Origin of the sequence: Burkholderia pyrrocinia (assembly GCF_018417535.1) — a bacterium.
In the GTDB taxonomy this organism is placed as follows: domain Bacteria; phylum Pseudomonadota; class Gammaproteobacteria; order Burkholderiales; family Burkholderiaceae; genus Burkholderia; species Burkholderia pyrrocinia_E.
Map to the genome: position 1 here is coordinate 1807023 of NZ_CP070978.1, position 19529 is coordinate 1826551.

The window sequence follows — 19529 nt, forward strand, 5'->3', positions numbered from 1 at the left end:
CCCGGATCGGGCACGCTGCCCGGCAGGCGCACGCACGCGGACGCGGCAACGGCCGCCGCGTCCGTGCCGTGTACATCGTTGCACGGATGCGGGCGACAGTAACGCCCGCATCCGGACGATCAGGATGCCTTGACCAGCTTGACGATCGTCAGCGTGCCGTTGACGTTCTCGATCCGGACCTTGACCTTGTCGCCCGCATGCACCTGCGCGAGCATGGCCGCGTCCTTCGCCTTGAACGCCATCGTCATCGGCGGCATTCCGACGTTGTCGAGTGCGCCGTGCTTCAGCGTGACCTTGCCGCTCGCGGCATCGACCTTCTTCACTTCGGCGTCGGTCAGCGCCGCATGCGACTCGGCCGAACCGTCCGACGACATCTTCATGCCGGACATTTCACCGGCGGCAAAGGCGGGAGTTGCGAAAGCGCCGATCGCGAGAACGGCGGCGGTGGTAGCAATCAATTTCTTCATCGGGATTCTCCGGTTTGGGTGGATGGCACGTTCATGCCGTGAGGAACTGCATCGGAATGCCGCGCATCGCCCGCGCGTCGCACGCGACGGCGCTGCAGCAGAAGCCACGCGGCGGGAATGACGAACATCGACAGCAGCGGCGCCGTGACCATGCCGCCGACCATCGGCGCGGCGATGCGCTGCATGACTTCGGAGCCGGCGCCGTGCCCGACCATGATCGGCACGAGGCCGGCGAGCACGACGGCGACCGTCATCGCCTTCGGCCGCACGCGCAGCACCGCGCCTTCGCGAATCGCGTCGAGCAGCAGCGCATCGGTCAGCGGTTCGCCGGTATCGAGCCGGCGCGTCAGCGCGCCCTTCAGGTACAGCAGCATCACGACGCCGAACTCGGCGGCCACGCCTGCCAGCGCGATGAAACCCACCGACGTCGCGACGGATACCGCATGGCCGAGTGCCCACACGAGCCAGAAGCCGCCGACCAGCGCAAACGGCACCGTCGACATCAGCAGCAGCGCGTCCGCCACCGAGCCGAACGTGAGGAACAGCAGCAGGAAGATCACGACGAGCGTCACCGGCACGACGGTGCGCAGCGTCGCCGCCGCGCGTTCGAGATACTCGAACTGCCCCGACCACGCGATCGAATAACCGGGCGGCAACGCGACCTGTTGCGCGACGGCCTGCTGCATCGCGCGGACCGCCGTGTTCAGATCCGTGCCGCGGATATCGACGTACACGTAGCCGGACAGTCGCGCGTTCTCGCTGCGGATCATCGGCGGGCCGTCGGCAATTGCGACGCGCGCGACGTCGCCGAGGCGGATCTGCGCACCGCGTGCCGTGACGACCGGCAGTTGCCGCAGGTTCTCGAGCGAATCGCGAATCTCGCGCGGATAGCGGATGTTGATCGGGAAACGCTCGCGCCCCGCGATCACTTCGCCGACGTCCTCGCCGCCGACCGCCGACGACACGACCGACTGGATATTGGCGACCGACAGCCCGTAGCGCGCGGCGGCGAGCCGGTCGATATCGACATCGATGTAGCGGCCGCCGTTCAGCCGCTCCGCGAGCGCGGACGTCACACCCGGCACGTGCTTCACCGCCGCTTCGACCTGCGTCGCGATCGCGTCGATCCCCTTCAGGTCCGGCCCGGAGATCTTCACGCCGACCGGCGTCTTGATGCCGGTGGACAGCATGTCGAGCCGGTTGCGGATCGGCGGCACCCACACGTTCGACAGGCCCGGCACCTTCACCGTGCGATCGAGTTCGTCGACGAGCTTCTCCGGGGTCATGCCGGGCCGCCACGCGCTGCGCGGCTTGAAGCGAATCGTCGTCTCGAACATCTCCAGCGGCGCCGGGTCGGTGGCCGAATCCGCACGCCCCGATTTGCCGAACACCGTGTCGACCTCCGGCACGGTCTTGATCAGCCGGTCGGTCTGCTGCAGCAGCTCGCTCGCCTTGTCGGCCGAGATGCCCGGCAGCGCGGTCGGCATGTACAGCAGGTCGCCTTCGTCGAGCGGCGGCATGAATTCGCCGCCGAGCCGCGACAACGGCACGGCCGTCAGCACGAGCGCGACGGCCGCGACGCCGATCGCGAACCACGGGCGCCGCAGCGTCGCTTCGAGCAGCGGCCGGTACAGGCGGATCAGCACGCGGTTGATCGGATTCGCGTGCTCGTGCGGAATGCGGCCGCGCACGAGATAACCCATCAGGACCGGCACCAGCGTCACCGACAGCCCGGCGGCGGCGGCGATCGTGTAGGTCTTCGTGAACGCCAGCGGCGCGAACAGCTTGCCCTCCTGCCCTTCCAGCGAAAACACCGGGATGAACGACAGCGTGATGATCAGCAGCGAGAAGAACAGCGCCGGCCCGACCTCGGCGGCCGACGTTGCGACGAGTTCCCAGCGGCGCGCGGCCGTGATCGGCTCGCCGGGGTGCGCGTGGTCGTACGCCTCCAGATGCTTGTGCGCGTTCTCGATCATCACGATCGCCGCATCGATCATCGCGCCGATCGCGATCGCGATCCCGCCGAGCGACATCAGGTTCGCGTTCACGCCCTGGTAGCGCATCACGATGAACGCGGCCAGCACACCGAGCGGCAGCGACAGGATCGCGACGAACGCGCTGCGCAGATGGAACAGGAACACCGCGCAGACGATGCCGACGATCACGAACTCCTCGATCAGCTTGTCCTTCAGGTTGCCCACCGCGCGCTCGATCAGTTGCGAGCGGTCGTAGGTCGTGACGATCTCGACGCCGGGCGGCAGCGAACGCTTCAGGTCGGCGAGCTTCGCCTTCACCGCGTCGATCGTCGTGAGCGCGTTCTTGCCCGAGCGCATCACGATGACGCCGCCCGTCACCTCGCCCTGCCCGTTCAGCTCCGCGATCCCGCGCCGCATCGCCGGGCCGACCTGAATGCGCGCGACGTCGCCGAGCAGCACCGGCGTGCCCGCGTCGTCCGTGCGCAGCACGACGTGCCGGAAATCGTCGAGCGTGCGCAGGTAGCCGGACGACCGCACCATGTACTCCGACTCGGCCAGCTCGACGACCGAACCGCCGGATTCCTGGTTGGCCTGGCGAAGCGCGTCCGCCACCGCCGCCTGCGTGATCCCGTACGCGCGCAGCTTGTCGGGATCGAGCACGACCTGGTACTGGCGCACCATGCCGCCGATGCTCGCGACTTCCGATACGTCCGGCACGGCCTTCAGCTCGAACCTCAGGAACCAGTCGTTGAGCGCGCGCAGTTGCCCGAGATCGTGACGGCCGGTGCGGTCGACGAGCGCGTACTCGTACACCCAGCCGACGCCCGTGGCGTCCGGCCCGAGCGACACGGTCGCACCCGCCGGCAGCCGGCTCTGCACCTGGCTCAGGTATTCGAGCACGCGCGAACGCGCCCAGTACGGGTCGGTGTGATCGTCGAACAGTACATAGACGAACGCGTCGCCGAACGACGAGTATGCGCGGACGGTTTTCGCGCCCGGCACGCCGAGCAGCGTCGTCGTCAGCGGATAGGTGACCTGATCCTCGACGACCTGCGGCGCCTTGCCCGGATACGACGCCTTCACGATCACCTGCGTGTCCGACAGGTCGGGTAACGCATCGAGCGGCGTCTGCCGCAGCGAATGGACGCCCCATGCCGCGATCGACACGGTGGCCAGCAGCACCAGGAAGCGATTCCGGACGGACCAGCGAATGACGCGCGCGATCATCGCTCGCCTCCTTGCGGCTCGACCTTCGTCAGCCGGTAGCCGTCGTCGGTCTGCGTGAACGCGAAACGCGCGGTCTGGCCCGGCTTCACGTCCGGGAACGCGTGCGCCGACGGCTTGCCGAACGCCATCGTCATCGCGCCCCAGCCGAGCGCCGGAACGGGTTGATGCGAAAACGTGATGTCGTCGGCCGTGACCTTCTCGACCTTGCCGGTGGTTTCGTACATCGGCGCCGCTGCTGGGGCGGACGATGCCGCCGCGCTTGCGCCCGCCGCCCGTTCCAGCCGAGGCAGCACGCTTTTCAGGCTGGCTTCCGAATCGATCAGGAACTGCCCCGATGCGACGACCGTGTCGCCTTCGCTCAACCCGTCGAGCACTTCCGTGTCGCCCCCTACGTCGTTGCCCGGCGTCACGGACACCGGCTGCAGCCGGCCGTCGCCGTTCTTCACGATGACGATCGAGCGCTTGCCGGTCGCGATCACCGCTTCGGACGGCACGAGCAGGCGCGAAACCGACTCCTTCGCGGCGACGCGCACGCGCATCAGCATGCCGGGCGTGAGCTTCAGCGATGCGTTGTCGATCTCCACGCGCGCCTGCAGCGTGCGGCTGCCCGTGCTGATGCCGGGCAGCACTTCGCGGATGCGTCCGGTGAAGTGCCGCGCCGGATCGCCCGCGAACGTCGCGTCGACCGACATCCCCGGCTGCACGTTCAGCGCGAGCGCTTCCGGCACCTCGACGATCAGCCACAGCGTCGACAGCCCGGCGATCTTCGCGAGCGTCTGCCCGGGCGCGACCATCGCGCCGTCCCGCACGTTCAGCTCGCTGACGACGCCGGTTTCCGGCGCGCTCAGCACGACGTGCGTCTGCGCGCGGCCGGTGCGATCGAGATTCGCGATCATGCCGTCGGGAATCGACAGCGCCCGCATCCGCGCGCGCGACGCATCGAGCAGGCTGCCGTCCATCCCGCCGCGCTTGAGCGCGAGATATTCCTCCTGCGGCGCGAGCCAGTCCGGCACGAACAGCGACGCGACCGGCGCGCCCTTCGCGATGCGCTGCATCGGCGCGCGTGCATAGAGACGGTCGATGTAGCCGGTGACGCGCGACTGGACGACGTCCGCGCGCGATTCGTCGAATTGCGTGGTGCCCACCGCATCGAAACCGGCCGCCGTCTGCTGGCGTCGGACGGTCGCGTAGCGAATGCCGAGGTTCTGCTGCAGGCCCGGATCGATCCGGATACCCGACGAACCGCCGCCTTCGTCCGCATAGACAGGCTGCAACTGCATGTCCATGAATGGCGATTTGCCCGGATTGTCGAAGTGCTGGTTCGGTACCATCGGGTCGTGCCAGTACAGCACCTTGCGCCCCGTGTCCGGATCGGCCGCGCCTGCAGGTGCGACAGCGGCCGCGGCGGGCATCCCCGCGCCGCCCGCCGCATGGCGGACGCCCGCGAAATAACCCGCGCCAAGCAGCGCCGCGCCGGCGAACGCCGTCAGCGCCGCGCGCGCCAGTGATTGCTTCGTCATGAGGTTCTCCTTCACTGCGCGGCAGCCATCGTCGACGGCACGACCTGATATTCGAGCTGCGCCCAGGTCTGCGACACGTCGCGCCTGAGATCGAGCACCTGTAGCTGCGCGTCCAGTTGCGCGCGCCGCGCGGCGAACGTGTCGGCGAGCGAACCCGTGCCGGCCCGGTACGCGGCCGTCGCGAGCTGCACGCGCTGATCGGCGGCGGGCAACAGCGCGGCGCCCAGGTTCGCGATGCGTTCGCGGCCGCTCGCCAGCGTTTCGGACTGCGTGCGAATATCGGCCTGCACCTGACGCAGCGTGTCCTCGTACATCAGGCGCGCCTTCGTCGCGAGTTCGGCCTTCTCGGCGACATCGCGGTTCTGGCGGTTCTTGCGGTTGAGCGGCAACGGGATCGAGACGCCGACGGACACCATGTTCGAATACGCGCCGCCGCGCTGCTGGTACGCGATTTCCCACGTCCAGTTCGGGCTGCGCTCGCTGTTCGCGACCGCGGTGTCGGCTTCGGCGACCGCGATGTCGCCAGCGGCGGCGACGAGCGCCGGTTGCGACAGACGCAGCTCGTCGGGCGGCAGCGACGACACGAAGGACTCGGGCGCCGGTGGCGTGCCCGTCACGTCCGCAACCGGCGTGGCCGTCCAGCGGGCAAGCGCGATGAGTGCGGTGCGATACGCCTGCTGTGCCTTGAGCACCTGATCCTGCGTTTGCGCGAGCATCGCGCGGGCCTGAACGACATCGCCCGCACTCGCCTTCGCGCCGCGATACGACGCCTGCGTCGCGTCGAGTTCATGGTGCATGTGACCGAGCAGCGCCTGCTGAAGCGCGAGCGCCTGCTTTGCGTAGACGGCGTCAAGCCACGCCGTCGCGGTCTGCCGGCGCACGGCGGCGAGCTGCACCAGATAGCCCGCGCGGTCGCGGCCGACCTGTTCGTCGGCCAGCGTCGTACGCAGCCGCCGCTTGTCGCCGGATACCCACTCCTGCTCGATGCCGATGCGGCGCATCGTCATGAAGTCCTGGCCGATGGTGAAGCGCTGCCCCCCGTTGACCGGCAGGTTGTCGATGCCGGCCTTGAGCATCGGGTCCGGCAACTGGCCGGCCCGGACGGCCGCTTCCGAACTCGCGCGCACCGAAGCCTGTGCGGCCTGCATCGAAGCAGAATGATCGGTGGCGGACTGCAGCGCGGCGTCCAGCGTGAATGGCGACTGCTGCGCGTGAACGGCGCCCGCCACCAGCAGCGCGGCCCAAAGCACGGGCGCGCGCCGACACGCACGCCGCGTGCGCGGCGTGCCGAAATCGAATGACATGGTCTAACCCCAACGTCGGAACCCATAGGGATTCCACGTCCTGAGCACAGGACGAACCTCACCGCCGTGGCGGTGAACCGGTCGGATCGGGATCAGCTAATGCGTGGAGGGCGCCACAACCCGCTCGGGTCGCGGACCGGGACGGACTGCGTGTAGTGGAAGACGATCGTGCTGGCGAATGCAGCGGGACGGCTGACATCGGCGCGAGCGGCCGGGTGATAGAGACTGCCGAACTGGCATTGGGCCGTCACCTTGCAGGCCATGCCCTTGGTTTTGGCCTTGGTGTGATCGGCGGAGGGCGACTTCATCGAATCGCAATCGCTCATGTCGGCGGACATGGACATGTTCATGCCCGTGTCTGCTTCCATCGACATCGTGTGTTGCATCGGACATTCACCGGTCAGGCCGCTGGCTGCCAGCCCGCTGATGGGCAGCACCGCGCAAAGCAGCAGCAGGATGAAGGTCCGAAGCAGTTTCATGGCGGCGATTATAACGCGGCATTTTGCTGCGTGGAGGCGTCTCGATATGAACGAACGGTCGCGGTGCAGCGGGACGACGCACCGTATCCGCGACCGTCGCCGCACGCTATCGCAACAGGCCGTCCGCAGCGAGCACGGCCTGCACGGCCCGCCGCTCGCGCACGCGCTCGTACCACGCGCGCAGATGCGCATACCGGCTCAGGTCGATATCCGCGTTGTACACGGAACGCATCCAGTCGGCCTTGCCCCAGCCGGTCAACGCGAACAGGTACGCATCGGCGATGGTGAACGTGTCACCCGTGACGAACGCCTTGCCGTCGAGTTGGCGGTCGATCCATGCAAAGCGGCTGTCGAGCTTCTGCCGCGCCGGCTCGACGTACTTCCCCGCCTGCACCGCGTATAGCAGCGGGATGAAGCCCTTGTGGATCTCGGTGCCGAGGAAGTTGAGCCACTCCATCAGCCTGTAACGGGCGAGCGTGCCGCAGGTGGGCGCGAGCGCGGCTTCCGGGCGCAGATCCGCGAGATACTGCGCGATCACCGGCCCTTCGCGCAGCATCGTGCCGTCGTCGAGTTCGAGCAGCGGCACGTAGCCGAGTCCGGTCACGTCGTAGTAGTTGCGTCCGTCCTCGACGACATGCCTGCGCGCGTCGACCTTGACGATCGCCGCGTCGATGTTGCCTTCGCGCAGCACGATGCAGATCGCCTGCGAACAGCTTCCGGGGGCGTGATAAAGCTTCATGCGTTTCCTTGGTTTGTTGTCCGTGTATCGATTCGCCGCGACGCGGGCGCTAATATCTCGCATCGGCGCATGGCTGAGAAGACGGCAGTCGTTTGTGCCGTAGTCACAAAAAATTTACCGACCAGGGTTCAGCAGGATGAAAACGAGTGCGACAGGATGTTCCGTTGAAGAAGCGATGCGCCTGCTCGGCGGCCGCTGGCGGCTGTTGCTGGTGTCGTATCTGCTCGACGGGCCGCGGCGCTTCAGCGACCTGCGCCGCGACGTGCCCGGCATCTCGCAGCGCATGCTGACGCTCGACCTGCGTGCGCTCGAAGACGCGGGGCTCGTGCGGCGAACCGTCTATCCGGAAGTGCCGGTGCGGGTCGAGTACGATCTGACCGCGGACGGCGACCGGCTGCGGCCGGTGGTCGACGTCATGCGCGAATTCGGGCTGTGGCTGAAGGCGCGCGATGCGCAGGCTGATGCGATACCCGAAGCCGCGGCTGCGATCGAATCGACCATGCACGCCCCCCGATAACCCCCGGCAATCATTACGCAGGAACCACGCTCATGGAACTTCACGCCACCGTCGGCGCGGCAACGTCCGACCTCGACGACGACGAAAGCTTCGCCAACATCTACTGTCACGACGCGGAGCAGGACTATTGCTTCGCGCTGTCGCGCTTTCCGGACGACGCACTGATCGAAGTGATGGTGCGCGACCAGATCAATATGCGCGTCAAGGATCTGTCGGTGCGCCTGACCGACGACACGATCGACGTCGAGCTCGAACCGGGCATCGCCACGCGTCTCGACGGTCAAACGCGTTACGTGATCCATCTCGCGCCCGGCCAGTACGATCCGGTCGCGCTGCGCGCCGCGCTGAAGGAGATCTTCGTCGGCAAGAGCGGTTATCGCGACGACAGCGCGCACGGTTAGTCGATCGCCTGCACGCCAGCGCGGTGCAAGGCTCGGTCGGCGCGAAGGAAGCGATGGTCCACCGAGGCACGATGCGGCGCGTTCGCGTTGCATTCCCACATACTGAACACTCGGCATCCCATTAATAGGGATGCCTGTCCAAATGTTGACGCGTTTCACCCCACGGCTCTAACGTTCGCCCCAACGCCATTCGATTCGGCCGCCCCGCTCGCGGGCGCCGGCCGGGCATGGAACACAGGAGACAACCGTGGCCCAATCCGCGTCACGCACCCACGCCACCCCGTCGGAGCAACCGCGCGCGCGCGCCGATACCGCACCCGAATCCACCGCCCGCGCAGCCGCGACCGCCCAGCCGAGCCGCAAGCGGCTGCTGATCCTCGCGCTGCTGTTCGTCACGGTCGTGATCAACTATCTCGACCGCAGCAACCTGTCGATCGCAGCGCCTGCGCTGTTCAAGGAGCTGAACATCGATCCCGTCCGCGCGGGCCTCGTGTTCTCCGCGTTCGGCTGGACCTATGCGCTGATGCAGATTCCGGGCGGCTGGCTCGTCGACAAGGTGTCGCCGCGCGTGCTGTATGCGGGCGCGCTCGCGCTGTGGTCGGCCGCGACGCTGCTGCTCGGTTTCGCGGGTTCGTTCGTCGGGCTGATCGTGCTGCGCCTCGCGGTCGGCGCGCTCGAAGCGCCGGCGTACCCGATCAACAACCGCGTGGTCACGACGTGGTTCCCGACCCGCGAGCGCGCGAGCGCGATCGGCGGCTACACGTCGGGCCAGTTCGTCGGCCTCGCGTTCCTCACGCCGGTGCTCGCATGGCTGCAGGTGCATCTCGGCTGGCACATGGTGTTCGTCGCGACCGGCCTCGCCGGCATCGCGTGGGCCGCGATCTGGTATGCGGTGTATCGCGAGCCGCGTGCATTTCGCGGCGTCAACGCGGCCGAAATCGCGCTGATCCGCGACGGCGGCGGGCTCGTCGATCTCGAAGACCGCATCGCGGCGCGCAGCGAACGCGCGCCGTCGACATGGCGCGACCTCGGCGTGGTGCTCGGCCAGCGCAAGCTGTGGGGCATCTATCTGGGCCAGTTCGCGCTGAACTCGACGCTGTGGTTCTTCCTCACGTGGTTCCCGACCTATCTCGTCAAGTATCGCGGGATGGACTTCATCAAGTCGGGCTTTCTCGCGTCGCTGCCGTTTCTCGCCGCGTTTGTCGGCGTGCTGTGCTCGGGCGTGCTGTCGGACTGGCTGATGCGCCGCGGCGCGTCGCAGGGCTTCGCGCGCAAGCTGCCGATCATCTCGGGGCTGCTCATCTCGACCTGCATCATCGGTGCGAACTACGTGAGCTCGACGGGCTGGGTGATCGCGTTCATGACGATCGCGTTCTTCGGCAACGGCTTCGCGTCGATCACGTGGTCGCTGGTATCGGGGCTTGCGCCCGCGCGGCTGCTCGGCCTCACGGGCGGCGTGTTCAACCTGATCGGCAACCTGTCCGCGATCGCGACGCCGATCGTGATCGGGCTGCTCGTGAACGGCGCGGACTTCTCGCGCGCAATCACCTACATCGCCGCGATGGCGCTCGCGGGCAGCCTGTCGTACGGGTTGCTCGTCGGCAAGGTCGAGCGCATCGACGCTTGACCGTCACGCGGGCGGCACGCGCGTGCCGCCCTGCTTTCCCGTTGCCCGTGGATCAGAACCGCAGGAACCCGTCGCGCGCGAGGTCGTGCGGATTGCCGGCCACGTCGAGGAAGTGATTCGTATGCAGCAGCCAGCCGGCCGGCTGCGTCGCCAATGCAATGCGCCATTACGTCTGCGTTCGCACGATCGGCTTCGACCAGATTGCGGTTGACCGTATCGGCCGGCATCGTCGGCGCACCGCGTTCGGCAGCCCGTGCATCACCGACGTCGAAATGATCCCGCCCGCGCCGCCCGACGTGCCGTGCGCGACCTTGCCGGCCTCGATCAGCACCACGTTCAGGTGCGGCATCTGTTCCTTCGCCGGTGCGGCCGACCACAGCCCCGTGAAACCGCCGCCGACGATCAGCAGGTCGGCCGTCACGTCGCCGGCGCGGCCGGGTTGTCGAGCCAGTACGGGAACAGCTTCGTATTCGCGAGCACCGCTTCGACGCCCGGTGCGACCGGCGCGCCGCGCATTGCGTGCGCCTGAACCGGCACGCCCTGTTTTGCTTCGTTGACTTCCATTTCCATGATCCCGGCCATCACACGCGAAAACGAAACCGCTGCCGGGTGCGCGTCACACGGACGACGACACCACGGCGGCGGTTTCCGATATCACGACTTCTCGAGCCGCACGTAGAACTTCTTCGCGTCCTCGATCGTCTCCCGGCTGCCCGCGACGCCGGCGGGCAGCCGGTAGCCTGGCCCTGCGTGTATTCCTTGCGGTTGCCTTCGACGTCGGTCAGAGCGATCCGGCCCTCGGCGAGCCGCACCGCTTCGTCGGCCGCGGTTTCCGGAAACTCACCGAGCCGATCTTGCCTTCCCGCCAGCCGATGATGTAGTTACCGCTCTTGCCTTCGTTCGCGCGCCAGTCACTTTCGTCCATCCCGAAGTCGAGCTTCGTGAATTCGCCGATGTCTGCGCCGAGCGGCAGGATGCCCTCGATCAGTTTGGTCATCTGAATCTTTCGTCTCTCGATTGAAAAAAGCAGAGACAAAGTTGCTCATTTACACTGCCCCGGTATGCCTTCCTTCGGGGGGACAAGCGATGCTTTACGCAGACGGGCAGGCCGACAGGGCACCCGACGGTGTTTCCCCTTAATGACGTTTTTCACCGCAAACGCTAGAATCCGGCCGCTTTTCACCGGGGAACCGCATGCTCAACGTGAACCCCTTCCACCGCGACAACGACCGTTTCAACGTGTCGTTCAAGGCGCTGGGCGAGCTGATCGAGACGGTCGGCACGCCGCACTTCGTGCCGCGCCTCACGCAACTGCTGAACGACGTGGTACCGCTCGACGTCGCGCACGTCGAACGCTCGCGCGTCGACGGCACGATGCCCACCGGCTACCGATGCGAATGGATCGGCAGCAGCGGCATCGGCACCGCGACGTCGGACATCTCGGACGTGATGACGCTCTACTACGAGCGCTTCCTCGACAGCGACCCGCTGTTCGCAGGGCTGCGCGGCAAGACCGGCACGATGCTCGTCGTGCGCGACATCGCGGCGATCCCGCCCGGCGAATTCCGCCAGCGGCTGTTCGACGACGTGCGGATCGGGCACGAATGCGTGCTCGCGCGCGGCACGCGCTATTCGCAGCATTCGATCGCGCTGGAGCGCGGCCGCGACCGGCCGCCGTTCACGCTCGCCGAGATGAACCGCTTTCGCAGCATCAGCGACGTGCTGTTCCCGCTGCTCGAACTGCATGCGTCGACCACCGCCGTGCGGCGCGTCGCGCACCCGACGCCCGAAGTCCATCCGCTCGCGCAGTTCGACGCGCGGATCGCGGCCGACGGCGTGAAGCTGTCGAAGCGCGAATACGAAACCTGCAAGCACCTGCTCTCCGGCAGGACCGTGCCGGAAACCGCCGGGATTCTCGGCGTGCGCGTCGCGTCGGCCGAGTCGTACGTGAAGCGCGCGTTCGCGAAGCTCGGCGTGCGCACCAAGCGCGAGCTCGCCGCGTGGGGTTCGGCCGCGACCGCGTTCCCTTCCGCCGGATCGCGCGACGGCGCCGTGCAGCCCGCAAACGCGCGCTGACTGCGCGGCCGCCTTCGGCCGCGCCGCGTCGATGCGGCGGCGCCACTCGCATCGAGACCCGTCGATGTAAACGTTGCGACTTCAAAATCTTCGCGCGGGCGTTCTCCTCTACCATCGGCCGATCGCTTTACACAGGAAAGAGGAGACGGTCCCATGCCCCGCCAATCGAACCAACCGATGGGCGGCAACGAGATGCCGCGCTTTGGCGGCATCGCCACGATGATGCGGCTGCCGCAGGCCGCGACGACCGACGGCCTCGACGCGAGCTTCGTCGGCGTGCCGCTCGACCTCGGCACGTCGAACCGCTCGGGTTCGCGTTTCGGCCCGCGCCAGATCCGCACCGAATCCGTGCTGCTTCGCCCGTACAACATGGCCACGCGATGCACGCGATCGACTGACCCGTGCGGCCGTTCAGGCCGTTCAGGCCGTTCAGGCCGTTGGCGACACCGTATCTGGCGGCACGGTGTCGTCTTTTTTCTCCGCGGAGTGCCGGACAACGCGGAAGGACCTGTCCGCGTTCCGCCAGGAAGAGACCGCCGGCCAACGCATGCGTTTCGCCCTTCCGATGGTGTCGATGTCAACGCACGGCTGCGGCGACTGGATGCACTATCTCCCGCCGAATCCGGGTTTCATCTGAGGTCCATCGGGCACCGGCACTGCCGGCTGGAAGATTCGCACCGGATTCCGGGGCCGCAAGAGGCGGCCTCGCTTGTCCGAGCGGGTTTTCCCGGGCGGCAGGCGCGCGTGCCGCACCGTCACTGTCGATGTGCCGCCGCTTCCGCCTCGGTATCGTGATACTCGGTAAACGCCGTGATCTTTCCGTTTTCGATCGTGATCAGATGCACCCACTCGTCCTCGTACGTGCGCCCGGTCGAATGGACATACCAGCGTTGTGCGCCAACCACGACGACCCGGTTGCCGCTGGCGATAAACTCGCGCGGCTCGAACCGTTCCGCGGTCTGCGTCGACGCAAGCGCCTCGAAGAACGCCGCGACCTCCCGAGGCCCATGTCTTCTGCCGGCGAACGGAATGAAGCCGGTCGGCCCTGGTATGTACCAGTCGACGCTTTCGGAGAGCGTCTGCAGGATGCCGTCGATATCGGCCCTGCCGAACGCCGCGTACGCCTGTTGCACCAGTTGAACGTTGCTTTGCTCGGTCATCGTGCCCTCCCGTCGTCGCCGGTTCGCAGCTTTGCGGCGCGAAGCCCGGCTGCAGACAATTCAGCATAGTCGAACCGCAGGGCGACACACTTAGGGTTGGCGAGCAATCGAGCGGCGCCGATTCGATATGAGCAATCCGGGATGCCGCTATCCTGCCGCCACGATGACATGCGCCTGAATCTTGCCGGCCACCGGCCCGTCGCCATGACGGGCGGCAATGGCCTCTGTCGCCCGGTCCGTAGCCAGCTGAAGCAAGCCGGCATCGCGCGCATCGATTTCGTTGCGCAGCGGCGTTCCCAGGCAATAGGCGGTGGCAACGTCGCGTGCCGAGGTCGCGCAACTCACCTTCTCGCGTGTCTCGATGTCGACGTCGGCGAAACCCGCGCGGCGCAACTCCTCCCGGATCAGCGCGATATCGTGATACCCGTGCGGCGTGCGGGCCAGGAATCGCGGCGGGTCGCGCGGAAACACCATGGCGACGGCGTTGGTGACTTCGTCCGCAAAGGCGTTCTCTTCAATGCGGTCCCAGACATTGAAGACAAAGCGCCCGCCCGGCTTCAGGACGCGGCGCGCCTCGGCGTAGCCAGCGACCCGGTCGGGAAAAAACATCGCGCCGAACTGACAGCACACGACGTCGAACGACGCACCTTCGAACGGCAGGTCGAGCGCGTCCGCCTGCCGCCATTCGATGCGGCTGTCGGCGCCCTGCCTGGCAGCGGCATGGTCGAGCATGGGCTGGTTGAGGTCGGTCACCACGTAGCGCGTGCCGGGGTCGAGCCTTGGCGCAAGCGCCCGCGTGACCGCGCCGCTGCCCGCGGCCGTTTCGAGTACCGAGCGGGGCGAGAAGGCGGCGACCCGCTCCGCCAGGTCGGCGGCATAGGCTTCAAAGATCAGCGGAACCATCAACGTGTCGTAGAACGCCGGAATCGAGCCCGCAAACACCTTGTCGCGATCAGCCACGATGCCCCCTTTGCAAACGCCTGATAACCCGTTGCAGGACACGCCGAGCCACTCCAGCGAACGCTCGGCATGGTCGGCCATCGGCGACCATCTGCGAAGGTGGTCGCGCATGCCAACGTGAAGTCGGCTCGATACATGATAGGCCTCGGAACCGACGAACGGTGCGGGCGTCGGACGTATGCCGAAAGCCGCCGTTTCCGTGGCGGGAACGAACGACGGCAACGGGTTGCGGATTCAACCCGTCGATGCAACACGCTTGAGGCTGCATAGCAGCGGGGAGTGTTGCAATGACGGGTTGAATCCGCAGTCGATCAGCGACATTCAACGAGATCTGCGAAGCGTCGTTTTGTGCGCTCGATATATCCAATAGAATATATCGACATCTGCACCATCGGAGACACGCCATGCCCCGCACGCCGACGGACCGCGCACTGCTGCGCGCCGCACGCGACCAGACGCCGACACTGACGTGCAAGATCAGCGCGCTCAGGCCGTTGCCGAGCGACGGGCGCGCGCAACAGGTCACGGACGTCGTCGATGCGTTCCGGCGCCTGCGCGGCAGCGTCGCGCGCTTCATCCGGCTATTCTCGGCCGCCACGGACGAAACGCTGTCCGCGATGAGTCTGCGCGAACTGCTGTCGACGCTCGAACGCGACGCGCGCGCCGCGCGCTTCACACGCCTGCCCGAACTCGAACGGGCGATCGGGCAGGCGCGCCGCCTCGAACGCACGCGCGACGACGTGTTTTCCGATTCGTTCAGCAACGACCCGGCCGCGATGCGCGACGCGGTCGCCGCGCTGGAGCGCGTCGACGTGCTGCTGGTCGGGCTGTGCGTCGAATACGTGATGGCGTGCCACGCGCCGGCATCGCTCCCGGTTTCGACCGCAGCACCGGCCCCGGCCACACCGCCGCGCACCGACCGTTCCGCCGCACTCTGCTGACCGGGCCACCCCGCATTGCCCGGTAATTTCCCCGGAATTTCGCCCGTTATATTCCGTGGTATATTTCGCGAATCTTTCGCGCATCCGTCTCCGGTCCGACTGGGCCGGATCGAGGTCACCATGCACGCTCCGCCCTTTCGCCTTGCCCGCACGGCGGGCCTCCCGTCGTCCGCCGGCCACCCGGCCGCGGCAAGCGGCGCGCGAGTCGACGCATGCTGCGCGCCGTCCCGTGCGCAACAGGCCGAACTGAAGCGCCGCACGCGCCTGTCCGAACTCGATGCGAACCTGCACTGCTCGATCATCGGCACCTGCCTGACCACGCACGAACTGCGCCGGCTCGTACCGAAATTCGCCGATCTCGACCGGCAGCACGCAACCGACCTCGAAATCCATCATGCGGCCGTCGAGCTCGCGATCGAAGGCACGGCCGGCGCCAAGGCGCTGCACAAGGCACTCGACGAGCGCTATGCCGGTGCGATACGCGCGTTCGACAGCGCGAAAGACGCGGACGAACTCCTCGCACGCTGGAAGGAAGCGCTCAAGAGCGGCGACATTCCACCCGCGTACTGGGCGCTGATGACGCATCCGCGCACGACGATGGGCGTGCGCCAGGCCGCGTTCGGCGACCTGCACATGCTGTCGCACCTGGTCGGCGCGGCCAATCGCGCCGATATCCGGCGGCTGGTCGCGCTGGAGGAAGAGAATGCGGCGCTGCACGAGAAGATCGAACGGCAGCAGGCGCGCCTGCACGAGATGAGCACGCAGCGCGACGCGGCGCTGCGGGAACTGGACGCGATCAACGCGCGCCAGAACGCGCAGCAGCCGGCTGCCGAAACCGCGTTGCGCGACGAAGTACACGAACTGCGCGAAGCGCTGGCCGCACGCGACGAACGGCTCGCGCTGCACACGAGCCGCCGCGAGGCGGCCGAGCAGCGGATCGCCGCGGAACAGGCGAGCGCCCGCGCGATGCGCGCACGGCTCGACGACCTGATGGCGATGGTGAAGACGCTGCGCGCCGAAGCGAGCGCGATCGAACAGGCGGTGCAGGCGTCGACGGACGATCCGGCCGAGCAGACGGTGAACGCGCTGTCGATGCTTCGGCACACGCGCCTCGTTTATGTCGGCGGGCGGCCCGGTTCGAACCGTGCGATCCGGCGGATCGTCGAAACGGCGGGCGGCGAGGTGACGCTGCACGACGGCGGCATCGAGGATCGCAAGGGCCTGCTGGCCGCGGCGTTACCGGGCGCGCACCTGGTCGTGTTCCCGGTCGACTGCATCGACCACGATTCGATGAACCTGCTCAAGCGCATCTGCGAACGCCATCACATCGCGTACTACCCGCTGCGGACCGCCAGCGTCGCCAGCTTCGTCGAACTGATCGGGCGGCTCGATGCGCAGGCGCGCGATGTCATCGCGCCGGACGCAGCCTTGGGCGACACGCCGCGTTTCTGCCTGCGGCACGGCTAGGCAAGCGTCTACCGGAAAGAAACCTTCAGCGGCGCACCATTTTCGTGAGCGCGGCGATCTCGCCCGCGCAGGCCGCGTATGCGCGTTCCTCGATCCCGCGATAGAGGCGGATGATCTCCTCGCCCACCGGCGTCAGCACGCTGCCGCCGCCGCTCTGCCCGCCATGCTCGGACACCGTCGCCGGCGACTTCAGCGAGCGGTTCAGCTCGTCCATCAGCAGCCACGCGCGCCGGTACGACATCTTCAAACTGCGCGCCGCCGCCGAAATCGAACCATGCTCGCGCACGGCCTCCAGCAGCGCGACCTTGCCCGGGCCGATCGCGATCGTATCGGCCTGCTGGATGCGCATCCTGAACCGCACCTCTGGCTTGGGGTGTGCCGAAGTCTTCATGTTGTCCTGCCGTTAGAACGATGCGGGCAAGCATACACGATGGCCGGCGCGGCGAACGCCGGCAGCATACGTGCCGCGCTCAGATCTCGAGCACGCGCGCGACGATGCCGGCCAGCCGCTTCACGTGACGCGGCGCGGGCAGGCGGTCGGCGCCGGAAAACAGCAGCGGCGCGCCGTCGTCGATCGACAGCGGCGCATCGCCGCATTCGAACGCGACGATCACCTGTTCGCCGACGGGTGTGTTGAACAGCTCGTGCCATGAAAACGTGACCGCATAGCCGTCGTGCGCATGCGCGATGAACACCATGCGCTTGAAGTCGCCGGGCGCGTCGTTGCGCAGCCCGGCCGCGTCGAGCAGATCCTTCAGCCGCGCGCCGCGATACGGCGCGACCGAGCGGATGAAGCGGTTCGTCGTGAAGCAGCGCAGGTCGAACGGCTCGGCCGTCGCACTCGCATGCCGACGCAGATCGTCGAGCGTGACCGTCATCGGCCGCACGAACGCGCCCGTCAGCGCGATCGAGCCTGCCGCCGCCTGATGCGCCGAAGGCGCCGCCATCCCTGCCATCTCCATCGCCCGCCTCCGTGCCGGCCCGCCGGACGGCGCGCCTTCGTTGTATCGGCGGATATATTACGCTGGGAAAAGGTCAACCGGGGCCGGCCGGCAGAATGCGCGCCGCATGAACGGCATAACGACGGCCGATCGTACCCCACGCGTCTCGCGCGCTATGACAGCACGATGTGCTTGATGACCTTCCTGAGGCTCTTGAAGCTGTCGACCGATTCCGCCTTCTGGTCCGTCACGAGTGCGCCGATCCGCGCCGGTTCGCAGAAGCTGATCCGGCTGTGGGTGCCGAGCTTGCTGAAATCGGCCAGGATCGCGACCTCCGCCGCGTTGCTCACCATCGCGCGCGCCACTTCGGTTTCCATCCGGTCGTAGTTCGTCGCGCCACGCACGTGATCGACGCCGACCGGCGACAGCAACGCGAGATCGGCACGGTAGCGGAAGATTTCGGCGACCGTGCCGTCGCCGACCGTCGCGGCCGCGCGGCTGCCGATCATCCCGCCGAGCAGGATCGTTTCGTTCTTCGCTTGCGCCGGGTCGCTCGACCGCATCTTCAGCGCCACATCGATCGAGTTCGTGACGATCGTGAGGCCCGACAGCTTCGACAGTTCCTCGGCCAGCAGCGTGGTGGTCGTGCCCGCGTCGATGAACAGCGTCTGCGAGCCCGTGACCAGCCGGGCCGCCGCGCGGGCGATCGCGAGCTTCGCCTTGACGTGCGTCTGCGCGCGCTCGGCGATCGGCGCTTCGTCGCCGACCTGCACGGCACCGCCATGCACGCGCTTCAGTTCCCCCAGCGCCTCGAGATCGACGAGATCGCGGCGCACGGTTTCCCGCGACACGTTCAGGTCGGCCATGATCCGGTCGGTGGAAACGCGCTGCATCTTCGATAACAGAAGCCGAATCCTCTGATATCGCTCTTCTTGCCACATGAAATGTCCTCGGAAGTGAACGTCAATGTTATTCGAACGGCGATCTATGCTGCGCTCTCCTCCATCTTTTTGATGCCGACGAGGGTCTGCAAGGATTGACGGACCGCCTGGAACTCGGCGCTCGTCATCTTTGAAAACACCACGTGGATGCGGTCGTCGTCCGGTGCCGCGTCATCCTGCTCGATGATGAACTGGACGATGCGTGCCTGGTCGATGCCGGGCATCGCCTGCAGCGACGTCAGCTTCACGGTGCCGCGGCTCGCGAGGATGCGCACGCCCCAGCGCTGCCGCGCGGCGAAGAAGCGTTTCTCGATCGGCTTCAGGCCGGCCAGGATCGCCAGCACGATCGCCGTCGCGGCGATCGCGGCGACGTACATGCCGCCGCCCACGGCCAGCCCGACTGCCGCCACGACCCACAGGCTCGCCGCGGTCGTCAGCCCGCGGATGATCTCGCCGCGCAGCATGATCGACCCGGCGCCGAGAAAGCCGATGCCCGACACGACCTGCGCGGCGACCCGCGACGGGTCCAGCGACACGTTCTTCGCGTTCTGGATATCCGCGAAGCCGAACGCCGACACGACCATCACGAGCGCGGCGCCGACGGCCACCAGCATGTGCGTGCGCAAGCCGGCCGCCCACGACAGGCGCTCGCGCTCGATGCCGACGATGCTGCCGAGCAATGCCGCCAGCAACAGGCGGGAAACGATTTCCAGTTGACTGATCATTCGAAGTCTCCTTGCTTTGCCTATCCACTTGGTGAAGCACGGCCCGTCCGGACCGCCGCCC

The 19529-nt window shown here is 67.3% G+C and carries 18 protein-coding genes and 3 pseudogenes; 7 read left to right on the forward strand and 14 right to left on the reverse strand.

Going from position 1 to position 19529, the window contains the following annotated elements; genetic code table 11:
• Window positions 1–119 precede the first annotated feature (119 nt).
• The 6 genes from JYG32_RS26170 to JYG32_RS26195 all read right to left on the reverse strand — a co-directional run bounded on the left by JYG32_RS26170 (window position 120) and on the right by JYG32_RS26195 (window position 7712).
• On the reverse strand, window positions 120–473 hold the full coding sequence (locus JYG32_RS26170) for a copper-binding protein (protein ID WP_213267480.1): 354 nt from the start codon (window positions 471–473) through the stop codon (window positions 120–122).
• A complete protein-coding gene (locus JYG32_RS26175; RefSeq protein ID WP_213265543.1) occupies window positions 464–3670 on the reverse strand; it encodes an efflux RND transporter permease subunit in 3207 nt (1068 codons plus the stop codon). Before JYG32_RS26175 ends, JYG32_RS26170 begins: the two co-directional genes overlap by 10 nt.
• Window positions 3667–5190, reverse strand: coding sequence for an efflux RND transporter periplasmic adaptor subunit (locus JYG32_RS26180; protein WP_213265544.1), 1524 nt, complete (start codon window positions 5188–5190; stop codon window positions 3667–3669). The genes JYG32_RS26175 and JYG32_RS26180 overlap by 4 nt, the downstream gene beginning before the upstream one ends.
• Window positions 5191–5201: 11 nt before the next feature.
• On the reverse strand, window positions 5202–6494 hold the full coding sequence (locus JYG32_RS26185; RefSeq protein ID WP_213265545.1) for a TolC family protein: 1293 nt from the start codon (window positions 6492–6494) through the stop codon (window positions 5202–5204).
• Between the two features lie 92 nt (window positions 6495–6586).
• Window positions 6587–6973, reverse strand: coding sequence for a hypothetical protein (locus JYG32_RS26190; protein ID WP_213265546.1), 387 nt, complete (start codon window positions 6971–6973; stop codon window positions 6587–6589).
• 106 nt (window positions 6974–7079) lie between these two features.
• The gene (locus JYG32_RS26195; RefSeq protein WP_174378399.1) at window positions 7080–7712 is read right to left on the reverse strand and encodes a glutathione S-transferase C-terminal domain-containing protein; all 633 of its coding nucleotides are present in this window, start codon (window positions 7710–7712) and stop codon (window positions 7080–7082) included.
• Between the two features lie 136 nt (window positions 7713–7848).
• Here JYG32_RS26195 and JYG32_RS26200 point away from each other — a divergent pair, with 136 nt between their 5' ends.
• The 3 genes from JYG32_RS26200 to JYG32_RS26210 all read left to right on the forward strand — a co-directional run bounded on the left by JYG32_RS26200 (window position 7849) and on the right by JYG32_RS26210 (window position 10257).
• Window positions 7849–8229: a winged helix-turn-helix transcriptional regulator gene (locus JYG32_RS26200; protein WP_213265547.1), complete on the forward strand. Its 381-nt coding sequence runs from the start codon at window positions 7849–7851 to the stop codon at window positions 8227–8229.
• A gap of 32 nt (window positions 8230–8261) precedes the next feature.
• Complete coding sequence (locus JYG32_RS26205; RefSeq protein ID WP_213265548.1) at window positions 8262–8630, forward strand: hypothetical protein; 369 nt, start codon at window positions 8262–8264, stop codon at window positions 8628–8630.
• 247 nt (window positions 8631–8877) lie between these two features.
• Window positions 8878–10257 (forward strand): MFS transporter, encoded by a 1380-nt coding sequence (locus JYG32_RS26210; protein ID WP_213265549.1) that lies wholly within the window; start codon window positions 8878–8880, stop codon window positions 10255–10257.
• Between the two features lie 232 nt (window positions 10258–10489).
• Here the strand turns inward: JYG32_RS26210 and JYG32_RS26215 are convergent.
• A pseudogene (locus JYG32_RS26215) lies at window positions 10490–10827 on the reverse strand (FAD-dependent oxidoreductase); the annotation flags it as partial.
• Between the two features lie 84 nt (window positions 10828–10911).
• Window positions 10912–11254 (reverse strand): annotated as a pseudogene (locus JYG32_RS39605) (cupin domain-containing protein).
• A 197-nt stretch (window positions 11255–11451) separates the two neighbouring features.
• Between JYG32_RS39605 and JYG32_RS26225 the strand changes: the two are divergent.
• Both JYG32_RS26225 and JYG32_RS26230 read left to right on the forward strand, forming a co-directional pair.
• On the forward strand, window positions 11452–12333 hold the full coding sequence (locus tag JYG32_RS26225; protein ID WP_174378403.1) for a helix-turn-helix transcriptional regulator: 882 nt from the start codon (window positions 11452–11454) through the stop codon (window positions 12331–12333).
• A gap of 153 nt (window positions 12334–12486) precedes the next feature.
• Window positions 12487–12714: pseudogene (locus JYG32_RS26230) on the forward strand (arginase family protein); the annotation flags it as partial.
• A gap of 374 nt (window positions 12715–13088) precedes the next feature.
• Here the strand turns inward: JYG32_RS26230 and JYG32_RS26235 are convergent.
• Window positions 13089–13493, reverse strand: a complete 405-nt coding sequence (locus tag JYG32_RS26235; protein WP_213265550.1) for a nuclear transport factor 2 family protein — start codon at window positions 13491–13493, stop codon at window positions 13089–13091.
• A 147-nt stretch (window positions 13494–13640) separates the two neighbouring features.
• Window positions 13641–14453: a class I SAM-dependent methyltransferase gene (locus tag JYG32_RS26240; protein WP_213267481.1), complete on the reverse strand. Its 813-nt coding sequence runs from the start codon at window positions 14451–14453 to the stop codon at window positions 13641–13643.
• 404 nt (window positions 14454–14857) lie between these two features.
• Between JYG32_RS26240 and JYG32_RS26245 the strand changes: the two genes are divergently transcribed.
• Both JYG32_RS26245 and JYG32_RS26250 read left to right on the forward strand, forming a co-directional pair.
• Entirely contained in the window at window positions 14858–15394 is a 537-nt protein-coding gene (locus JYG32_RS26245) for a hypothetical protein (RefSeq protein ID WP_213265551.1), read from the forward strand.
• A gap of 120 nt (window positions 15395–15514) precedes the next feature.
• Window positions 15515–16861, forward strand: coding sequence for a DUF2325 domain-containing protein (locus JYG32_RS26250; protein WP_213265552.1), 1347 nt, complete (start codon window positions 15515–15517; stop codon window positions 16859–16861).
• 25 nt (window positions 16862–16886) lie between these two features.
• Here the strand turns inward: JYG32_RS26250 and JYG32_RS26255 are convergent, their stop codons facing one another.
• The 4 genes from JYG32_RS26255 to JYG32_RS26270 all read right to left on the reverse strand — a co-directional run bounded on the left by JYG32_RS26255 (window position 16887) and on the right by JYG32_RS26270 (window position 19468).
• Window positions 16887–17210: a winged helix-turn-helix domain-containing protein gene (locus JYG32_RS26255; RefSeq protein ID WP_174378446.1), complete on the reverse strand. Its 324-nt coding sequence runs from the start codon at window positions 17208–17210 to the stop codon at window positions 16887–16889.
• A 121-nt stretch (window positions 17211–17331) separates the two neighbouring features.
• Window positions 17332–17823: a molybdopterin-dependent oxidoreductase gene (locus JYG32_RS26260; protein ID WP_213265553.1), complete on the reverse strand. Its 492-nt coding sequence runs from the start codon at window positions 17821–17823 to the stop codon at window positions 17332–17334.
• Between the two features lie 152 nt (window positions 17824–17975).
• Window positions 17976–18743 (reverse strand): DeoR/GlpR family DNA-binding transcription regulator, encoded by a 768-nt coding sequence (locus JYG32_RS26265; protein ID WP_213265554.1) that lies wholly within the window; start codon window positions 18741–18743, stop codon window positions 17976–17978.
• Between the two features lie 44 nt (window positions 18744–18787).
• Window positions 18788–19468, reverse strand: coding sequence for an MgtC/SapB family protein (locus JYG32_RS26270; protein ID WP_213265555.1), 681 nt, complete (start codon window positions 19466–19468; stop codon window positions 18788–18790).
• Window positions 19469–19529: the final 61 nt, after the last annotated feature.